This is a genomic window from Leclercia sp. GLN_9 (assembly GCF_043105735.1).
In the GTDB taxonomy this organism is placed as follows: Bacteria; Pseudomonadota; Gammaproteobacteria; order Enterobacterales; family Enterobacteriaceae; genus Enterobacter; species Enterobacter adecarboxylatus.
In genome coordinates this window covers 20,570-37,145 of record NZ_JBICLV010000020.1, presented here as the reverse complement: position 1 = coordinate 37,145, position 16,576 = coordinate 20,570, and the positions used below count along the sequence as shown (strand labels likewise).

Annotated in this window: 18 protein-coding genes; 2 read left to right on the top strand and 16 right to left on the bottom strand. The window is 59.4% G+C overall.

The window, feature by feature from the left end; all coding sequences use genetic code 11:
- Positions 1 to 447 precede the first annotated feature (447 nt).
- From phnP to ACF8PE_RS15140, 16 genes are all read right to left on the bottom strand, one after another.
- Complete coding sequence (gene phnP / locus ACF8PE_RS15215) at positions 448 to 1,206, bottom strand: phosphonate metabolism protein PhnP (protein ID WP_336995160.1); 759 nt, start codon at positions 1,204 to 1,206, stop codon at positions 448 to 450.
- Between the two features lie 9 nt (positions 1,207 to 1,215).
- Entirely contained in the window at positions 1,216 to 1,650 is a 435-nt protein-coding gene (gene phnO, locus ACF8PE_RS15210; RefSeq protein WP_191152211.1) for an aminoalkylphosphonate N-acetyltransferase, read from the bottom strand.
- Positions 1,643 to 2,194, bottom strand: a complete 552-nt coding sequence (phnN, locus tag ACF8PE_RS15205; protein WP_392495047.1) for a ribose 1,5-bisphosphokinase — start codon at positions 2,192 to 2,194, stop codon at positions 1,643 to 1,645. Before phnN ends, phnO begins: the two co-directional genes overlap by 8 nt.
- On the bottom strand, positions 2,191 to 3,327 hold the full coding sequence (gene phnM / locus ACF8PE_RS15200; RefSeq protein WP_059308928.1) for an alpha-D-ribose 1-methylphosphonate 5-triphosphate diphosphatase: 1,137 nt from the start codon (positions 3,325 to 3,327) through the stop codon (positions 2,191 to 2,193). Before phnM ends, phnN begins: the two co-directional genes overlap by 4 nt.
- A complete protein-coding gene (phnL, locus tag ACF8PE_RS15195; RefSeq protein WP_032616075.1) occupies positions 3,324 to 4,004 on the bottom strand; it encodes a phosphonate C-P lyase system protein PhnL in 681 nt (226 codons plus the stop codon). The genes phnM and phnL overlap by 4 nt, the downstream gene beginning before the upstream one ends.
- Before the next feature lie 54 nt (positions 4,005 to 4,058).
- A complete protein-coding gene (gene phnK, locus ACF8PE_RS15190; protein WP_032616077.1) occupies positions 4,059 to 4,814 on the bottom strand; it encodes a phosphonate C-P lyase system protein PhnK in 756 nt (251 codons plus the stop codon).
- Positions 4,811 to 5,656 carry an alpha-D-ribose 1-methylphosphonate 5-phosphate C-P-lyase PhnJ gene (gene phnJ, locus ACF8PE_RS15185; RefSeq protein WP_032616079.1) on the bottom strand — a complete coding sequence of 282 codons (846 nt, stop codon included), beginning with the start codon at positions 5,654 to 5,656 and terminating at the stop codon, positions 4,811 to 4,813. Before phnJ ends, phnK begins: the two co-directional genes overlap by 4 nt.
- Positions 5,649 to 6,713, bottom strand: coding sequence for a carbon-phosphorus lyase complex subunit PhnI (locus ACF8PE_RS15180; RefSeq protein WP_392495046.1), 1,065 nt, complete (start codon positions 6,711 to 6,713; stop codon positions 5,649 to 5,651). Before ACF8PE_RS15180 ends, phnJ begins: the two co-directional genes overlap by 8 nt.
- A complete protein-coding gene (gene phnH / locus ACF8PE_RS15175; protein ID WP_077226953.1) occupies positions 6,713 to 7,297 on the bottom strand; it encodes a phosphonate C-P lyase system protein PhnH in 585 nt (194 codons plus the stop codon). Before phnH ends, ACF8PE_RS15180 begins: the two co-directional genes overlap by 1 nt.
- A complete protein-coding gene (phnG, locus tag ACF8PE_RS15170) occupies positions 7,294 to 7,746 on the bottom strand; it encodes a phosphonate C-P lyase system protein PhnG (RefSeq protein ID WP_130587966.1) in 453 nt (150 codons plus the stop codon). The genes phnH and phnG overlap by 4 nt, the downstream gene beginning before the upstream one ends.
- The gene (phnF, locus tag ACF8PE_RS15165; RefSeq protein WP_032616088.1) at positions 7,747 to 8,472 is read right to left on the bottom strand and encodes a phosphonate metabolism transcriptional regulator PhnF; all 726 of its coding nucleotides are present in this window, start codon (positions 8,470 to 8,472) and stop codon (positions 7,747 to 7,749) included. It lies immediately after the preceding gene.
- Positions 8,473 to 8,492: 20 nt separating this feature from the next.
- Positions 8,493 to 9,272 carry a phosphonate ABC transporter, permease protein PhnE gene (gene phnE, locus ACF8PE_RS15160; RefSeq protein WP_032616090.1) on the bottom strand — a complete coding sequence of 260 codons (780 nt, stop codon included), beginning with the start codon at positions 9,270 to 9,272 and terminating at the stop codon, positions 8,493 to 8,495.
- A gap of 175 nt (positions 9,273 to 9,447) precedes the next feature.
- Entirely contained in the window at positions 9,448 to 10,464 is a 1,017-nt protein-coding gene (gene phnD / locus ACF8PE_RS15155) for a phosphonate ABC transporter substrate-binding protein (RefSeq protein ID WP_032616093.1), read from the bottom strand.
- Between the two features lie 66 nt (positions 10,465 to 10,530).
- A complete protein-coding gene (phnC, locus tag ACF8PE_RS15150; protein ID WP_392495045.1) occupies positions 10,531 to 11,319 on the bottom strand; it encodes a phosphonate ABC transporter ATP-binding protein in 789 nt (262 codons plus the stop codon).
- A gap of 133 nt (positions 11,320 to 11,452) precedes the next feature.
- Positions 11,453 to 11,884: a VOC family metalloprotein YjdN gene (gene yjdN / locus ACF8PE_RS15145; protein WP_336995156.1), complete on the bottom strand. Its 432-nt coding sequence runs from the start codon at positions 11,882 to 11,884 to the stop codon at positions 11,453 to 11,455.
- 124 nt (positions 11,885 to 12,008) lie between these two features.
- Entirely contained in the window at positions 12,009 to 12,344 is a 336-nt protein-coding gene (locus tag ACF8PE_RS15140) for a zinc ribbon domain-containing protein YjdM (protein WP_032616100.1), read from the bottom strand.
- A 590-nt stretch (positions 12,345 to 12,934) separates the two neighbouring features.
- Between ACF8PE_RS15140 and crfC the strand changes: the two genes are divergently transcribed.
- Both crfC and ACF8PE_RS15130 read left to right on the top strand, forming a co-directional pair.
- A complete protein-coding gene (gene crfC, locus ACF8PE_RS15135) occupies positions 12,935 to 15,292 on the top strand; it encodes a clamp-binding protein CrfC (protein ID WP_392495044.1) in 2,358 nt (785 codons plus the stop codon).
- Positions 15,289 to 16,167: a diguanylate cyclase regulator RdcB family protein gene (locus tag ACF8PE_RS15130; RefSeq protein ID WP_392495043.1), complete on the top strand. Its 879-nt coding sequence runs from the start codon at positions 15,289 to 15,291 to the stop codon at positions 16,165 to 16,167. Before crfC ends, ACF8PE_RS15130 begins: the two co-directional genes overlap by 4 nt.
- The last annotated feature ends 409 nt before the right edge of the window (positions 16,168 to 16,576 follow it).

The window sequence follows — 16,576 nt, the reverse complement described above, 5'->3', positions numbered from 1 at the left end:
GGCTGAGGGATCCCCCATAAAAATGGGCACGATCGGCTCCCTCTCCCCTTTGGGGAGAGGGTTGGGGTGAGGGGGAACATGCGACTCAGGTGGCGGTTCCGTTCACCTTAGGTTCTGCACTTCTCTGCCAGCCGCGTCACCCGTGAACGTGTGAAGAGGGCTCGCCGCCGCCCCCTTCACAATCCCGGCTCCCGGCCAGGAAAATCGCCGCGTCGCGGTTCACTCAGCTTATTCCTCCAGGCTTTCGGGTCGGGCACCAGCCTGCATCCCTGCAGGCTATGCCCTCTCGGCGCGTCCCTGCGCCTCGCCCCGGCCTTACGGAAACGCTTCGTCGATTTTCAGCCGGACAGGGGAGTCGCTGTAAGTTGTTTAAAATATTGTGATTATTTTATTGCTTTAAGGGCAAATGACTGGGGATCCCTCAGCCCACGGGGAGAGGGAGAAACCTTAATCCAGCATCAGTACCATCCCGTCATACCCCGCCTCGATTCCCTCCGGCAGCGGGTTGTCCATCATCCACACGTCAAACTGATGGCTGATATGGGTCAGGATCACCTGTGGACACCCGATCACCGCGTTCAACGCAACAACGGTATTCAAATCACAATGGTTGCGCGGCATCTCGTCCCGCGGCTCGTGGCTGCAGTCAATCACCATCACCTGCGGGTGGTTGTTAACTAAAAACTTCACCGTTTTCTCCGGCAGCCCGGCGGTATCAGAAAGCCAGGCCACCCGGCTGTAGGCGCTCTCCAGCAGGTAGCCAAACGTCAGCTTCGAATGGTTGAGCGGCAGCGGTGTCACCCGCAGGCCCTGGAGTTCAAACACCACAAATGGCTCCAGCGTATGGCTAAAGTCGAGGATGCCGGGATGCTTAAACAGATCGTCGCAGCCCGCTTCGTCCGGCGGGCCGTACACCGGGATGGTCGCGCCCACGCCCCAGCGCAGCGGGAACAGCCCCTGGACATGATCCATATGGTAGTGAGTGAGCAAAAACTGCTGAAAACTGCCCGCGGGCCAGTCGTCCATCAGGTGGGGGATCCCCGCATCCAGCAGCGTAATCGCGTCGTTGAATTTGACCACCGCGCTACAGGGACGGCGACGATAGTCGTCCTGCAAACGCGCCCGACGGCAGGCCGGACAGTCGCAGCCAAAAGCGGGCACCAGTTGGGCACCGCCGGTGCCTGTTAACGTAATGGTCAGACTCATAGCGCCCCCTTACAGCGGTTTGGTGAAGCGAAAATGGCTCTGTGTGTACCCTTCACGAAGGTAAAAGCGATGCGCGTCGAGGCGCTTTACGCTGGTGGAAAGCTCCGTCATCTCTGCGCCAGCCTGGCGCGCAAATTCCTCGGCCCAGGCCAGCAGCTGGCTACCCACCTTCAGTCCCCGCGCCTGCGGCATGACGACCAGCTCCTGAATTTCGCCGATCCAGTTGGCATGATGCAAATGAAACTGCATATGCAGGCCGATCATGCCGATAATGTGCCCATTCTGTTCGGCCAACTGGTAACGCATGTTGTGATCCAGCAGGTTGGCCGCAAAACCGGCGTGAAAAGCCGATCTGTCCAACTCGGCCTGTTTTAGTTCGCAAATCAGGCCGTATACCGCGTCAACGTCCTCCGCAGTGGCGGGACGCAACTCACACTCAGGCATGGTTTTTCTCCTTCTGGTGGATCAGTGAAAGAAAGTTATCGACGGACTGAAGCAAACTGCCGTCGTTATTCAGGACAGGGCAGTGGGACGGAGTGTAGCGCGCGGCGCGCTCCAGCCGCTGGTCGATCTCTCTGGCGTTCTCCCGGCCACGGCGTTGCAGGCGCTGGCGCAGAATGTCTGGAGACACCTGCAGGCAGACGGGCAGCAGCGCCCCGGCATAACGCGCCTGAGCCTGTGGAAGATGCGCGCGCGAACCGTTCACGACCACATCAAACCCCGCGTGTAGCCACAGGTCGATCTCCAGGCCCACCCCATAATAATAGCCGTTAGCGTGCCAGCTCAGGGCAAACAGTTGCTGCCCTGCGCGGGTAAAAAACTCTGGCTCGCTGAGGGCGATGTGGTTTTCACTCCCCGCGCTGGCGGGGCGGGTAATGTAGCGATGCGCTACCAGCAGTTGCGGGTGTGTCTGCTGGCGCAATGCTGCCAGCAGACTGTCTTTACCGGAGCCGGACGGCCCCATTAACCAGATCACTCTTCTCATCAGAACACCCGTTTTCCCTGACGCCAGACGTGGTCGATATGAATATGCTCGCCTTTGCGGTGCGCCAGCACCAGGTCCGCGCGTTTGCCTTCGCCAATCACCCCGCGATCGTGCAGGTTCAGAGCCTGCGCCGGGTTTTTTGTCACCAGACGGATCGCCTGCGGCAGGGTAAAGCCGTTGCCTGTATCGTCGGCCACCCGGAACGCCGCATCCAGCAGGCTGGCGGGGTAGTAATCGGAGGAGAGAATGTCCAGCAGCCCGAGCGATGCCAGCGAACTGGCCGCCACGTTGCCGGAGTGCGATCCGCCGCGCACGATGTTGGGGGCGCCCATCAGGACGTTCATCCCGTGCTGGCGGGACGCTTCTGCGGCTTCAAAGGTGGTGGGGAATTCGGCGATCACGCTGCCGAGCTGGTGCGACTCCAGCACATGATCCGCCGTGGCATCGTCGTGGCTGGCCAGGGCGATGTGTCGCTCCCGGCACAGCGCGGCAATGGCCTGGCGATTGGGCTGCGACCAGCGGGCGGCAAGCTGAAGCTGCTCCTCTTCGTAGCGCGCCATCTGCTCGTCATTGAGAGAGTATTTTCCCTGATAATATTCGCGGTACTTTTCTATATTGGCGAACTGGCGCTGGCCGGGGGAGTGATCCATCAGCGACACCAGGGTCACCGGCTCGCGGCCAACCAGCTTCTCGAACAGCGGCAGGGTGGTGTGATGGGGCAGCTCGCAGCGCAGATGCAGACGATGCTCGGCGCGGTTGAGGCCGCGTTTTTGCGTCTCTTCCACGGCGTTGATCATCTTCTCCAGATTCTCCAGACGGTCGCCGCCGTCGCGCACGTCGCCAATCGCCACCGCGTCCAGCACGGTGGTGATCCCGCTGGCGACCATCATCCCGTCGTGGCTACTCATTGCCGAGTGGGCCGGCCAGTCCACCTTTGGCCGCGGGGTGAAGAATTTGTCCATGTTGTCGGTGTGCAGCTCAATCAGCCCCGGCAGCAGCCAGCCGCCGTCGCCGTCCATCGCCTGTGGCGAGCGGCTCGGGGTTTCGGCAAAAGCCCGAATGACGCCGTCCTGAACCTCGATGGAGCCGTCAACGACCTCGTTTTCCAGCACCAGTTTTACGTTGTTTACGATCATGCGGTGATCCCCATCGGGTGCAGACGATCCGCCACGCGATCCCGCACTGCATCGTCGTGGAAGATCCCGACGATCGCCGCGCCGCGCGCTTTGGCCTCTTCGATCAATTCAATGACTGCCGCGCTGTTTTTCGCATCCAGCGAGGCCGTCGGTTCATCGAGCAGTAAAATCGGGTAGTCGACGATAAAGCCGCGGGCGATGTTTACCCGCTGCTGCTCGCCGCCGGAAAAGGTCGAAGGAGCGAGATGCCACAGGCGCTCCGGTACGTTGAGGCGCGTCAGCAGGCTGGCGGCTTTGGCGGCGCAAGTCTCGCGCGGTACGCCAAGATCCAGCAAGGGCTGCATCACCACTTCGAGCGCCGGGACGCGCGGGATGACCCGTAAAAACTGGCTCACCCAACCGATGGTGGTGCGCCTGACATCCCGCACCTTGCGCGCCGGGGCCTGCACCAGATCCACCCATTCATCGCCGTGACGGACATGAATGTGCCCTTCGTCAGGCAGATAGTTGGCGTACAGGGAGCGCAGCAGCGTGGATTTTCCACTGCCGGAGTGGCCGTGCAGCACCACGCATTCGCCATTGTTGACCTCCAGAGAGGCATTTTGCAGCACCGGCAGGCGGACGCCGTTTTGCTGGTGGAGCACAAAGGTTTTACTGACGTTTTCTACGCGGATCATAATAGGTTCCTGGGTCCGATTGCCGGGTAAGCCACAGCCGCCACCCGGCAAAAATCAGTTCTGCAATACCGATGACACCAGCAGCTGGGTGTACGGATGATGGGGATCGTCGAGCACGCGGTCGGTTAGCCCACTTTCCACCACCTCGCCGCTCTTCATCACCAGCAGGCGGTCTGCCAGCAAACGGGCAACGCCTAAATCGTGGGTGACAATCACCACGGCCAGGTTCAGTTCCACCACCAGACCGCGCAGCAGATCCAGCAAACGCGCCTGAACAGACACGTCCAGCCCACCGGTGGGTTCATCCATAAACACCAGCTTCGGATGCGTGACCAGGTTGCGGGCAATCTGCAGCCGCTGCTGCATTCCCCCGGAGAAGGTGGTCGGCAGGTCATCGATGCGCGAGGCCGGAATTTCCACCTCTTCCAGCCAGTGCTGGGCGGTGGCGCGGATGTTGCCGTAGTGTCGCGCGCCGGTCGCCATCAGCCTTTCACCGATGTTGCCCCCCGCCGACACCTGACGGCGCAGGCCATCCATCGGGTGCTGATGCACCACTCCCCACTCGGTGCGCAGCAGGCGGCGGCGGTCGGCCTCGCTCATGCCATACAGCGACTGGTCTTCATACAAAATCTCGCCGTTCTGCGGGGCCAGACGCGCGGAGATCGCCTTCAGCAGGGTGGTTTTGCCGGAGCCGGACTCGCCGACAATCCCCAGCACTTCGCCCGGCCACAGGTCGAACGACACGCCGCTGAAGCCTTTGCCCGGCGCATAGAGGTGGGTCAGGTTATTGACCGAAAGCAACGGTTTCATTGGCTGAGGGCCTCGCTCTGTTGGCGGCAGTAATCCGTGTCGGAGCAAACAAACATCCGCTTGCCCGTGTCATCCAGTACCACTTCATCGAGATAGCTGTGTTTCGATCCGCAGATGGCGCACGGCTCGTCCCACTCCTGCACCGTAAACGGGTGGTCATCGAAGTCGAGGCTCTCGACCCGCGTGTAGGGCGGCACGGCGTAAATACGCTTCTCGCGTCCGGCCCCGAACAGCTGCAATGCGGGCATCATGTCCATCTTCGGGTTATCGAATTTCGGGATCGGGGAGGGGTCCATCACGTAGCGTCCGTTGACCTTCACCGGGTAGGCGTAGGTCGTGGCGATATGGCCGAAGCGGGCGATGTCTTCGTACAGCTTCACCTGCATCACGCCATACTCTTCCAGGGCGTGCATGGTGCGGGTTTCGGTTTCGCGCGGCTCGATAAAGCGCAGCGGCTCCGGGATCGGAACCTGGAAAATCAAAATCTGATCTTCGGTGAGTGGGGTTTCCGGGATGCGGTGGCGGGTCTGGATCAGCGTGGCGTCTTCGGTGCGCTCGGTGGTGTTCACCCCGGTAACGCGCTGGAAGAACTGGCGGATCGACACCGCATTGGTGGTGTCGTCGGCGCCCTGGTCGATGACCTTCAGCACGTCCGCTTCGCCAATCACGCTGGCGGTGATCTGAATACCGCCTGTGCCCCAGCCGTAAGGCATCGGCATTTCACGCCCGCCGAACGGCACCTGATAGCCAGGAATGGCCACCGCTTTGAGGATGGCGCGGCGGATCATGCGTTTGGTTTGTTCATCCAGATAAGCAAAGTTATAGCCGCTGAGGTTAGCCATTTTTGCGCTCCCGTTGCAGACGTTTCAGTAGCTCCAGTTCAGCCTGGAAATCGACGTAATGCGGCAGCTTGAGGTGCGAGACAAACCCGGCGGCCTCCACATTATCCGCGTGGGCCAGCACAAACTCTTCGTCCTGCGCCGGGCCGCTGATGTTCTCGTCATAGTCCGGGGCCTGGAGGGCGCGATCCACCAGCGCCATGGCCATGGCCTTGCGCTCGCCCATGCCGAATACCAGCCCGTAGCCGCGGGTGAAGTGCGGCGGCTCCTCCTCTGGGGCGATAAAGCCATTGACCATTTCGCATTCTGTCATCAGCAGTTCGCCGACGTTCACCGCAAATCCCAGCTCTTCCGGCACAATCTCCACATTGATATAGCCGCTGCGAATTTCACCGGCGAACGGATGGTTACGCCCGTAGCCGCGTTGGGTGGAGTAGGCCAGCGCCAGCAGATAGCCCTCGTCACCGCGCATCAGCTGTTGCAGGCGCGAGGCCCGCGAGCAGGGATAGACCGGCGGGGTGCGGGTGATGTCGTCCGGCTCGTCGCCGCGATCTTCTTCCGCTTTCGCCAGCCCCTGGTTTGCCAGCAGGCTAAAGACGTGCGGGGAGGCGGAGGATTGCGCCTCGCTGCTGTTCAACTGCGGGGCCTCGCCATTCGCCAACAGGGTGAAATCGAGCAGGCGGTGGGTGTAGTCGTAGGTGGGGCCGAGCAGCTGTCCACCGGGGATATCTTTATACACCGCCGAAATGCGCCGCTCGAGGCGCATATCCGCCGTTTTCAGCGGCTCACTTACCGCCAGCTTTGCCAGCGTGGTGCGGTAGGCGCGCAGCAGGAAGATGGCTTCGACGTTATCGCCGCTGGCCTGTTTCAGCGCCAGCGCCGCCAGCTCGCGGTCGGCAATGCCGCCTTCGGTCATGACCCGGTCGACGGCAAGGTTGAGCTGCTGTTCTATCTGGGCGACGCTCAGCTCGGGAAGCTGCTCATCACCCCGGCGTCTGTGTTCCTGCAAGGCATGGGCGGCGGCGATCGCCTTCTCGCCCCCTTTGACGGCAACGTACATCAGCACACCTCCACATGGGTGGTGCGTGGGATCGCCAGCAGGCGTTCGCCGCAGGTCAACAGCAGGTCGATCCCCAGCGGGAACGGGTGCGGGCGCTCGGTCAGCTCATGAATAATGCACTCCGGCAATTGCGGGGCGACCATCCGCTCCTCGGCGATCCCGGCGCCGGTCAGGCGCAGCATGCGGCCACCGCTCAGGCTCGGCACCTGCAAAATCAGGGTGGCGCTGGTCTCCGGTGCCACGGCGCTGCCTTCGCTCAGGGCGTTAAGCTGCTCGTGGCCGATCTGCTCGTCGGCGACGGCGAACACCGCCATCTGGGGTTGATCCACCAGCGGGGCGCTGGTGTGAAAACGCAGGTTCGAGCTGACGATATCGTTACTAACCGCGCCCGACAGCCAGACCGGGGTGTCGTTGTCGGCCAGCGTCAGCAGCACACTGGTGGTGGCGAGGTTCAGCGGCTGCCAGCCGTGTTTTAACTGGTGCAGGGAGACGATCACCCCCGGTTCGCTCATCGCTTTCAGCAGACGGCGAAAACTGTGTTGGGCATCCTGCACGGCAAGGGTAAAAGCGGGTTGAAGGGTCATGCGTTGTCTCCGCGAACGAGCGTAAAGAAGTCGACCCGGCTGGTGTTCACCTCGGCCTGACGCGCGGCAAGGCGTGCGGCGCGGTCGGCTTCCAGCGGGGCAATAAGGGTTTCCATCAAGGTCTGGAAGTGGGGCGCTTCCTGCAACAGGGCATCCACAACAGCGCACTGCTCGGCATGCGGTTTGTTGCGCCCGAGCAAATAGCTGTAGCCGAGCGTGCCGCTGGCGAGGCGCACCACGGCACGGGTCAGGGTGGCGTCACCGGCAAAGTAGCGCGCTCCGGTGCCGCCCATCCGCGCCTGGATCTGCACCAGCCCGATTTCCGGGGCGCGGATGAGTTCGTAGTCCGGCGTCAGGTTGAGCGCCGAAAGACGGGCCTGTAACGCCGCAGGCTGGCTGTGGGCCAGCACGGCCATCCAGTGCTGGCGGGTGGCGGTATCGAAATGCATTCAGTGCTCCATGGTGAATTCAATCATGTCGGCGCGGGTCAGGCTGACGGAGTACTCCGTCGCGTCGATCTCGCCGTCACGGTGGTTGAGGGTGCGCACGCAGAGCAGGGGGGCCATGTTAGGAATTTCCAGCACCTTGCTCTCTTTGGCCTGCGCGCGGCGGGCGCTGATGCGCGTCTGGGTGCGTTTCAGGGCGATACCGGTGGCCTCGAACAGAAAGTCGTGCAGCGAGCCGCTGGAGAAGTTTTGCAGCACCGGCCAGAGGGCCATATCCGCGAAGTAGTGGTCGATCTGGCATACCGCCACGCCGTTCACCCGGCGCAGGGTGCGCAGGTGGATCACGTTATCGCCCTCCTTGATCCCCAGCGCATCGGCGACGTGGCTGGAGGCCGGACGCAGCACCGAGAGCAATTTTTCGCTGGTGGGGTGACTGCCCTGATCCAGCAGGTTCTGGCTGAAGCGTGCCTGGGCGTTGAGCGGGTAGTCGAACGGGCGCATCAGCACCAGCACGCCAACCCCCTGACGACGCTGCACCCAGCCGCGCTCGACCAGCTGATCGATAGCGCGGCGCAGGGTGTGACGGTTCACTTCATAGCGGTCGGCCAGCTGCTGCTCGGCGGGGAGGTAGTCCCCGCAGCGGTAATGGGTGCGCAGCTCCACTTCGAGTTTTGCCGCAATCTCTTGCCAGCGGGTCGGGTAACTGGTCGGATGTCTGGATAAGTGCATACAAATCAAAGCCTCGCTTCTCAGATGAAGTGCTTACGCAAACGTTGAGAAAGGAAATCCAGCAGGCTGACCGTGATGATAATGAGCACCATCAGGGCACAGGTTTGCTGGAACTGGAAACCGCGAATCGCTTCCCACAGGGTGACGCCAATCCCGCCTGCGCCGACCATGCCCACCACCGTGGCGGAGCGAACGTTGGACTCAAAGCGGTAGAGGGAGTAGGAGATGAGCAGCGGCATCACCTGCGGCAGGACGCCGTAGAGGATCTCCTCCAGCTTGTTGGCCCCGGTAGCGCGAATGCCTTCGACCGGGCCTGGCTCAATGGCTTCCACCGCCTCGGAGAGCAGCTTGGAGAGCACGCCGGTGGTGTGGATGAACAGCGCCAGCACCCCGGCGAACGGCCCGAGACCGACGGCGACGACGAACAGCATCGCAAAGACCATTTCGTTGATGGCGCGGCAGGCGTCCATCAGGCGACGCACCGGCTGGTAGATCCACCAGGGCACGATGTTGTCGGCGCTCATCAGGCCAAAGGGAATGGAGAGCACCACGGCCAGCGCGGTTCCCCAGACGGCGATTTGCAGGGTGATGGCCATTTCGCCGAGGTAGTCCTGCCACTGGCTAAAGTCTGGCGGGAAGAAGTCGGCGGCGAAGGTCGCCATGTTGCCGGAATCCTGAATCAACGTGAGCGGGGCCATTTCGGCCCCCTTCCAGGAGATAACAAGGACCGCCAGCAGGATGGCCCAGCTGATCAGCGAGAACCAGCTGCGCTTCGGCGGTGGGACGGTGATGGTTTGCATGTTGGCTCCTTTATGCGTTCTTCCTCTCCTTGTGGGAGAGGGCCGGGGAGAGGCATTAGCGTGCGTACTTTCCCCTCACCCTAACCCTCTCCCCATAGGGGAGAGGGGACTGTTCGGTGCGGTTTTTTTACCCTCTCCCCTGGGGGGAGAGGGCAGGGTGAGGGGTGTAAACGTGTTACTGCACTGCTTTATTCACGCTGGTCATCGCGCCCAGCGCGGCGGTCAGACGGTCGAGATCGTCCAGCTGCGCCTGAATTTCAGACATCTTGCTGCTCTTCTCTTCGTCCTTCAGGCCCTTGTTCTCTTTCACGCCCTGGATCTGCTTGAACAGCGCCAGCTGGCGAATCGGCACCAGTTGCAGGTCGCTGGAGGCGCGGAAAGGTGCCCAGCCCAGGCGTTCCAGTACGGTCTTCTCTTCGGCGGTTTTGCCGTAGTTCATAAAGAAGTCGTACACCTTGTCCTTGGTGCTTTCGGAGAGGTTTTTACGCCACACAATCGGGTCGCCCGGGATCAGTGGCGATTTCCAGATCACCTTCAGTTCTTTCAGCTTGTCCGGGGCGGAGGTTTTCAGCTTGTCGAGGTTTTCAGTGTTGTTGGTCGCAACGTCCACCTGCTTGTTGGCGACCGCCAGGGCGTTGGTTTCATGCCCGGCGTTGACCGTGCGTTTGAATTCGCTGGTGGAGACGTTGTTTTTGGCGAAGACGTAATAACCCGGGACCAGGTAGCCCGAAGTGGAGTTCGGGTCGCCGTTGCCAAAGGTGAGGTCTTTACGTTTGGCGAGCATGTCGTTGAGGTTGTTGATTGGGCTGTCTTTGTTGACGATCAGCACGCTCCAGTAACCCGGGGAGCCGTCGGCGGCTACCGTCTGGGCAAAGACCTGCCCGTTAGCGCGATCCACGGCTTCCATCGCCGAGAGGTTGCCGTACCAGGCGATATCGACTTTGTTAAAGCGCATTCCCTGGATGATGCCCGCATAGTCCGGGGCGAAGAAGGCGTTCACTTTGATCCCCAGTTTGCTTTCCATGTCTTTCAGGAAGGGTTCCCACTGCGGCTTCAGGTTCTGCTGTGATTCTGTCGAAATGATGCCAAAGTTCAGCGCCTTTTCTTGCTCCTGTGCAAACGCAGGGCTCACCAGGGTGCTGAGGCTGAACAGGCTGGTAAAGGCCAGCGCGGCAACGGCTTTGTAGCTCATCTATATTCCTCACGTTGACATTGTTCCAGGCTATTTCACTTGCCAGCCTGGTCTTTTCGGGTTTCGTTACGCAGCCTGCGCGTTCTCTTCGACGCAAGTAATGCTGCGGTAGAGATGGTCAAAACGGTCGTTATCAAACTGATGGCTGGCACCATCAAAGAACACATGCCCCTGTCGCAGGGCGACCATGCGCTCGCAGTAGCGCAGGGCGTAATCCACCTGATGCAGCGTCACCACGATGGTGATGCCGTCTTTCTGGTTAATGTCGTGCAGGGTTTCCATCACGATGCGGGCCGACTCGGGATCCAGCGAGGCAATCGGCTCATCGGCGAGAATGATTTTGGCTTTCTGCATCAGCGCCCGGGCAATCGCCACGCGCTGCTGTTGTCCACCGGACAGGGTGGAGACGCGCTGGTGGGCGAAGTGGGCCATCCCGACGCGGGTCAGCGCCTGCAGCGCTTCCTGTTTTTGCGCGGGGGAGAACCAGCGCAGGCAGGTGCGCCAGAATGGGGTGCTGCCGAGCGCGCCGATCAGCACGTTTTCCAGCACCGTCAGGCGGTTCACGAGGTTGAACTGCTGGAAGATGTAGCCGGTCTGCGCGCGGCTTTTACGGATATCGCTCGCCAGACGCCCCGCGCGCTGCACGGTGTTGCCCAGCAGCTCCACGTGGCTGTCTGATGTTTTATCGCAGGTGATAAGGCCGCTTAAGTGGCGCAGAAGGGTCGATTTACCTGAACCGGATGGCCCCAGCAGCGCTACCATTTCGCCCTGCTGGACGGTCAGATCAACGGCATGCAGGGCCTTATTGTGATGGAAGGTCTTGCTCAGTTTCTCGACGCGGATGACGGTTTGCATGGATGAGGCCTCGATTCAAATGTGGCCTCATGCTGGCGGATCTATGTGACGTTTAGGTTAAGTGTTGGTTGCAAGGATTTGAAGAGTTGACGTGAAAGCGATGACAGGCGAGCGCGAGCGCCCGCCGCCGGGATTAGGGCTGTTTAACGACGTTGATCATCCAGGGTACGCCGTATTTATCGGTCACTTTGCCGAAGCCGTGCGCCCAGAAGGTCTCCTGCCAGGCCATGTCAATGTTGCCACCTGCGGCCAGGTTATCGAACCAGCGCTTGCCTTCGGCGACATCCTGGGTGTCGAGCACCAGCGTAAAGCCGGAGTAGGTGGCATTACCGCTGAGCGTACCGTCGCTCATCATGATGTCGCTGCCGGCGATGCGGACGTTGGAGTGGGCGATAGCGGAGTCCGGGAAGTGCATGCCGGACGGACAGCCCTCTTCGCTATTGTCGTCTTTGGGCATTTCGCCGAAGGTGATTTTATAGAGGAGTTCAGCGCCGACGGCCTGCTGATAGAAGGCGGTAGCCTCTTCGCAGTTACCGGCGAACGAGATGTAGGGACTTAACGGCATAATCGTTACCTCAGGTAAAGAGAAGCCCGTTAAGTGTAGTTCGGTATTTGTTGGCCGGATAAGCGTAGCGCATCCGGCAAAAGCGCCCGGCGTCGCGTCGCTTGCCGGGCCGACAAAAGAGGGATCAGTTCTTTTTCACGAACTCGGATTTCAGCTTCATTGGGCCAAAACCGTCAATTTTGCAGTCGATGTTGTGGTCGCCTTCAACCAGGCGGATGCCTTTTACTTTGGTGCCGATCTTCAACATCGACGAACTGCCTTTGACCTTCAGATCTTTAATGACGGTGACGTTATCGCCGTCGGCCAGCAGATTGCCGTTGGCATCTTTAACGATCAGCTCATCGCTCTCTTGCGCAGGTTCTGCGTTGTTCCATTCGTAAGCGCATTCCGGGCAAATGAACATACCGTTATCTTCGTAGGTATATTCAGAGTTGCATTTAGGGCAGTGTGGCAGTGACATGGTGTTCTCCTCAAATAGTGCGAACCGGCGGCAATCAGGCCCGCCAAAAACCGACAGGTTGTCGAAAAAGGCGGCAAGTATAACGCATGTCCTTACAGTTGTCGGTGACATTATTTTTCGCTTTTGACGAAAAAAAGTCTTTTCAATGACACCTTTTGTCAGTGACTCAGGCGATGCTAGCGGTCAGACGCAGGCGAGAAACGCGCCTGATTAAAAGCGACAATATTTTATTGCGGCAAATTGATACGCCGTGCTATTTCAGATAAGGTTAAGGCGCTAATGATATTTAACTTACTTGCTTTAATAGCCATCCCCGGTCTGCAAGGGATGTTTTGCCCCTCATTTTTGGTGGGTAACAAACCATGGTTTTTCCTGACGTTTTTTAAAAATTGAGCTACGCTCTTAATCTTTCGGTTTCCCTGACCGAAGGAGCGTACTTCGCTGCGTTAACCGTTAAAAGAATATATTTTCACTGTTGCTACAGAATTATATGGCTTCGAACATATTTACAACACGTAATCATATAAGCCGATCCTTCATTCTTAAAAACAATTCGGTTATATAAAATTTGTGTTAGGGAAGGCTTTAGTATGCACACACAAACAATATTTGAATTGAGCCAGGAAGCCGAAAGGCTGCTGCAACTCTCCTTACAGAATCTTGAGGCACTAAGCACCATGCCTGCTGCGATGCTGGATAACGCCACGTCGGCCCTTACCGGCGAAACCAGCAATGTTTTACCTCTGCATTTTAGTACCCGTGGCTTAGAGGCGCAGCAGTCGATGCTGAATAATGAGCTGCGCAAAATTACCCGCCTGGAGATGGTGCTGGCGATCGTGGGCACCATGAAGGCCGGAAAGTCCACCACCATTAACGCCATCGTGGGCACGGAAGTGTTACCTAATCGCAATCGCCCGATGACTGCGTTGCCGACGCTGATCCGCCATACGCCTGGCCAGAAAGAGCCGGTGCTGCATTTTTCTCACGTCGCGCCTATTGATACATTAATAAAGCAAATGCAAAAAAAGCTCGCCAATTACGATCGCGGCAAGCTGGCGCAACAGTTAGAAATTGATAAAGATATGAATGCGCTACTTGGGCGTATTGAAACGGGTGAGGCATTTGAAAAACATTATTTAGGCGCGCAGCCGATATTTAATTGTTTAAAAAACCTGAACGATTTAGTCCGCCTTTCTCAGGCGCTGGGCACCGATTTTCCGTTCCCGGCCTATGCCGCGATCGAAAATATCCCGGTTATTGAGGTGGAATTTGTACACCTGGCCGGGCTGGATGCTCATCTGGGGCAATTAACCCTGCTGGATACCCCAGGGCCGAACGAGGCCGGGCAGCCGCATCTGCAAAAAATGCTCACCGAGCAGCTCGCCCGCGCGTCAGCGGTGCTGGCGGTGATGGACTATACCCAACTGAAGTCGATTTCGGACGCCGAAGTGCGGCTGGCGATTTCCGCCGTCGGGAAATCGGTGCCGCTGTACGCGCTGGTCAATAAGTTCGATCAGAAAGACCGCAACAGCGATGATGAAGAGCAGGTGCGGGCGATGATCTCCGGCACCCTGATGAAGGGCTATATCTCCCCGGGCCAGATCTTCCCGGTGTCATCGATGTGGGGATACCTGGCGAACCGGGCGCGTCACGAACTGGCGCTGCACGGTAAGTTGCCCGACCACCAGGAGCAGCGCTGGGTGCAGGACTTTGCCGAAGCCGCGCTGGGTCGCCGCTGGCGGACCGCCGATCTGGATGATATTGAACACCTGCGCCACTCTGCCGATCTGTTGTGGGAGGACTCCCTGTTTGAGCAGCCGATCCGCAAGTTGATCTATGCCGCTTACGCCAACGCCTCGCTGTATGCGTTACGCTCCGCGTCACATAAGCTGCTGAACTACGCCCAGAACGCCCGCGAGTACCTGGATTTCCGCTATCAGGGGCTGACGGTGGCCTTCGATGAGTTGCAGCACAATATTACCCGTCTGGAAGATGACATGGCGCTGCTGCACTCCCGCCAGGCATCAGTGAGCGATGAGGTGCGGCATGAGGTGAGCCAGGCCCTGAGCGCCACAGATCTGTTTTTCGCCGCCCAGCAGAGCGAGATCAAGCGCGCCATCGGACATGTCTTCGATCCCGATAATATGCTCGACCTGGCGGGGTTTGACCCGCATAAGCAGCGTGCTGATGCCGCGGCGACGCCCGGCCAGCTGGTGCTGGATGATGAAGGCCAGGCGCAAATCCTGTTGAGCAAAATCCGCTCCGCCTGTGAGCTGATCATGCTGGATGCGCAGGCAAAAATCGGTCGTGAACTGGCGCTGCGTTTCGACCAGCTGGAGTCTACGCTGGCTAGGGCGTTGAACGACGCTATGCGCCCGATTGAAACGCGCATTAAAGAGGAGTTGAGCCATGCCGGTTTCCGCGCCCGAATCAGCTTCCCGGCGTTTCAGGCCAGCCAGCTTAACTTCAATACCCGCGGGCTGTTCAGCGATGCCATTGCCGAGGAGAGTGAGCCTGCTGGTCAGTCCCAGGGCGCTGGCAGCGCGCTGCGCGAGACGGTCTCCCGCTGGTTGAACAATCCGGGCTGGGGCTGGGAAGATTACGTGATGACGCGAACGCGGTATGTTATTAACGTGTCACAGCTTCATGAGAAATTTAATCAGCATATTGATCACTTTTGTGAACAAATCCGTAAAGCTTTGTCCGCCCAGGTCGATGTCTCTGTTACAGCGGGTATGGCGACATTCTTCGCAGAATTTTCGTTATGCCTTGCAGGGTTACAGGAAAGCTTGCGTGATAGCCTCGCGGTGCGCCAGCAAAATGAGCATGCCACACGCGCGCTCAGCCAGCTGTTGCAGCAATGTATTACGACTGCGACGTGGATTCAGGAAGATACCCGACTGTTACGCGATGATATTCAAACGCTATTCGCGGCAGAGCAACCATGACAAAACAATTACTGGACGGTCCCGGACGGACGCTGGAATGCATACATCCTAAATTTATGGTCGACCTGGTGCAGGGGGCTGACGCGCAGCGTCACGCCTCTGTAGGGTCGCAACAGCAGCACTTTCGTGAACGTTTAACTCAGGAGATCATGGCGCAGGCTCAGCTTCGTCAGTGGGCGATGGGGGGAATGTTCAGCGAAAATGCTGTGCTGCGACTCGGGCTGGCGGAGAAGCTGGCGGGCATGGTTGATCCCGGCCACCTGGCGCTGACCCGCATGACCCAGGCGCTGAATACGATGCGCCAGCAGGCCAGCCTGCGCAATCAACCCGCCATTGGCCTGGTACATCAGTACGAAATCCTCTCCGCCCATTTCCATCAACGCGCGCAGTTTAAAGAGAAGGCGTTAACCCAGCGCGGGTTAACGGTGCAGGCTGGGGTTCACAGCGAACAGATTTTTACCCGCTGGCGGGCCGGACACTATGACGGCTGGTCGCTGGCCGGGCGCGGCTATGTGGTGCTGGAAGAGCTGCGCTGGGGGGCGTTCGGTGACGCCTGTCGGCTGGCGAATGCGGATGTCAGCGCCATGCTCAAAGACAACCTGCGCAGCATGGTGGCCAACTACCTGGCGCAGGGGATCAATGCAGCCCCCACGACCCGTCATTTTTATCACCAGTGGCTGACCACACCCAGTACGCTGGGGATTATCGACCATAAAGATATGCTTGGCTGGCTGGGGGACTGGTGTGATGCCGACAGGCATCCGGTGTGCTGGTCGGTGACGCAGAGCTGGCAGAATGTGGCGTTGGGCATGCCGAGACTCTGTTCGGCGGCAAGGCTGGCAAAAGCGATGGTGGAAGAGGTGTTTGGGGAGTAGTTGATTCCCTCTCCCCTTTGGGGAGAGGGTTAGGGGTGAGGGGAATATGCTGCACCGGTGGTTGTTCCGTTCACTTCCAGTCCATTGCTTCTCTGTTAATACGGAACCGGTGAACGTGCCAGGGTGGCTCAATCGCCACCACCCTGGCGACCCGGGCTCCCGGCAAAGAAAATCGCCGCTTCGCGGAATATTCGCCCCATCCCTGGGGCTCACCCCTACGGGGCCAGCGCAGGCGCTGTTCAAAATTGCTCGCGGCAATTTTGTCCTCAGCTTATTCCTTCAGGCTTTCGGGTCGGGCACCAGCCTGCATCCATGCAGGCTATGCCCTCTCGGCGCGTCCCTGCGCCTAGCCCCGGCCTTCCGGAAACGCTTCGGCGATTTTCAGCCGGACCAGGGAGCCGCTGTAAGG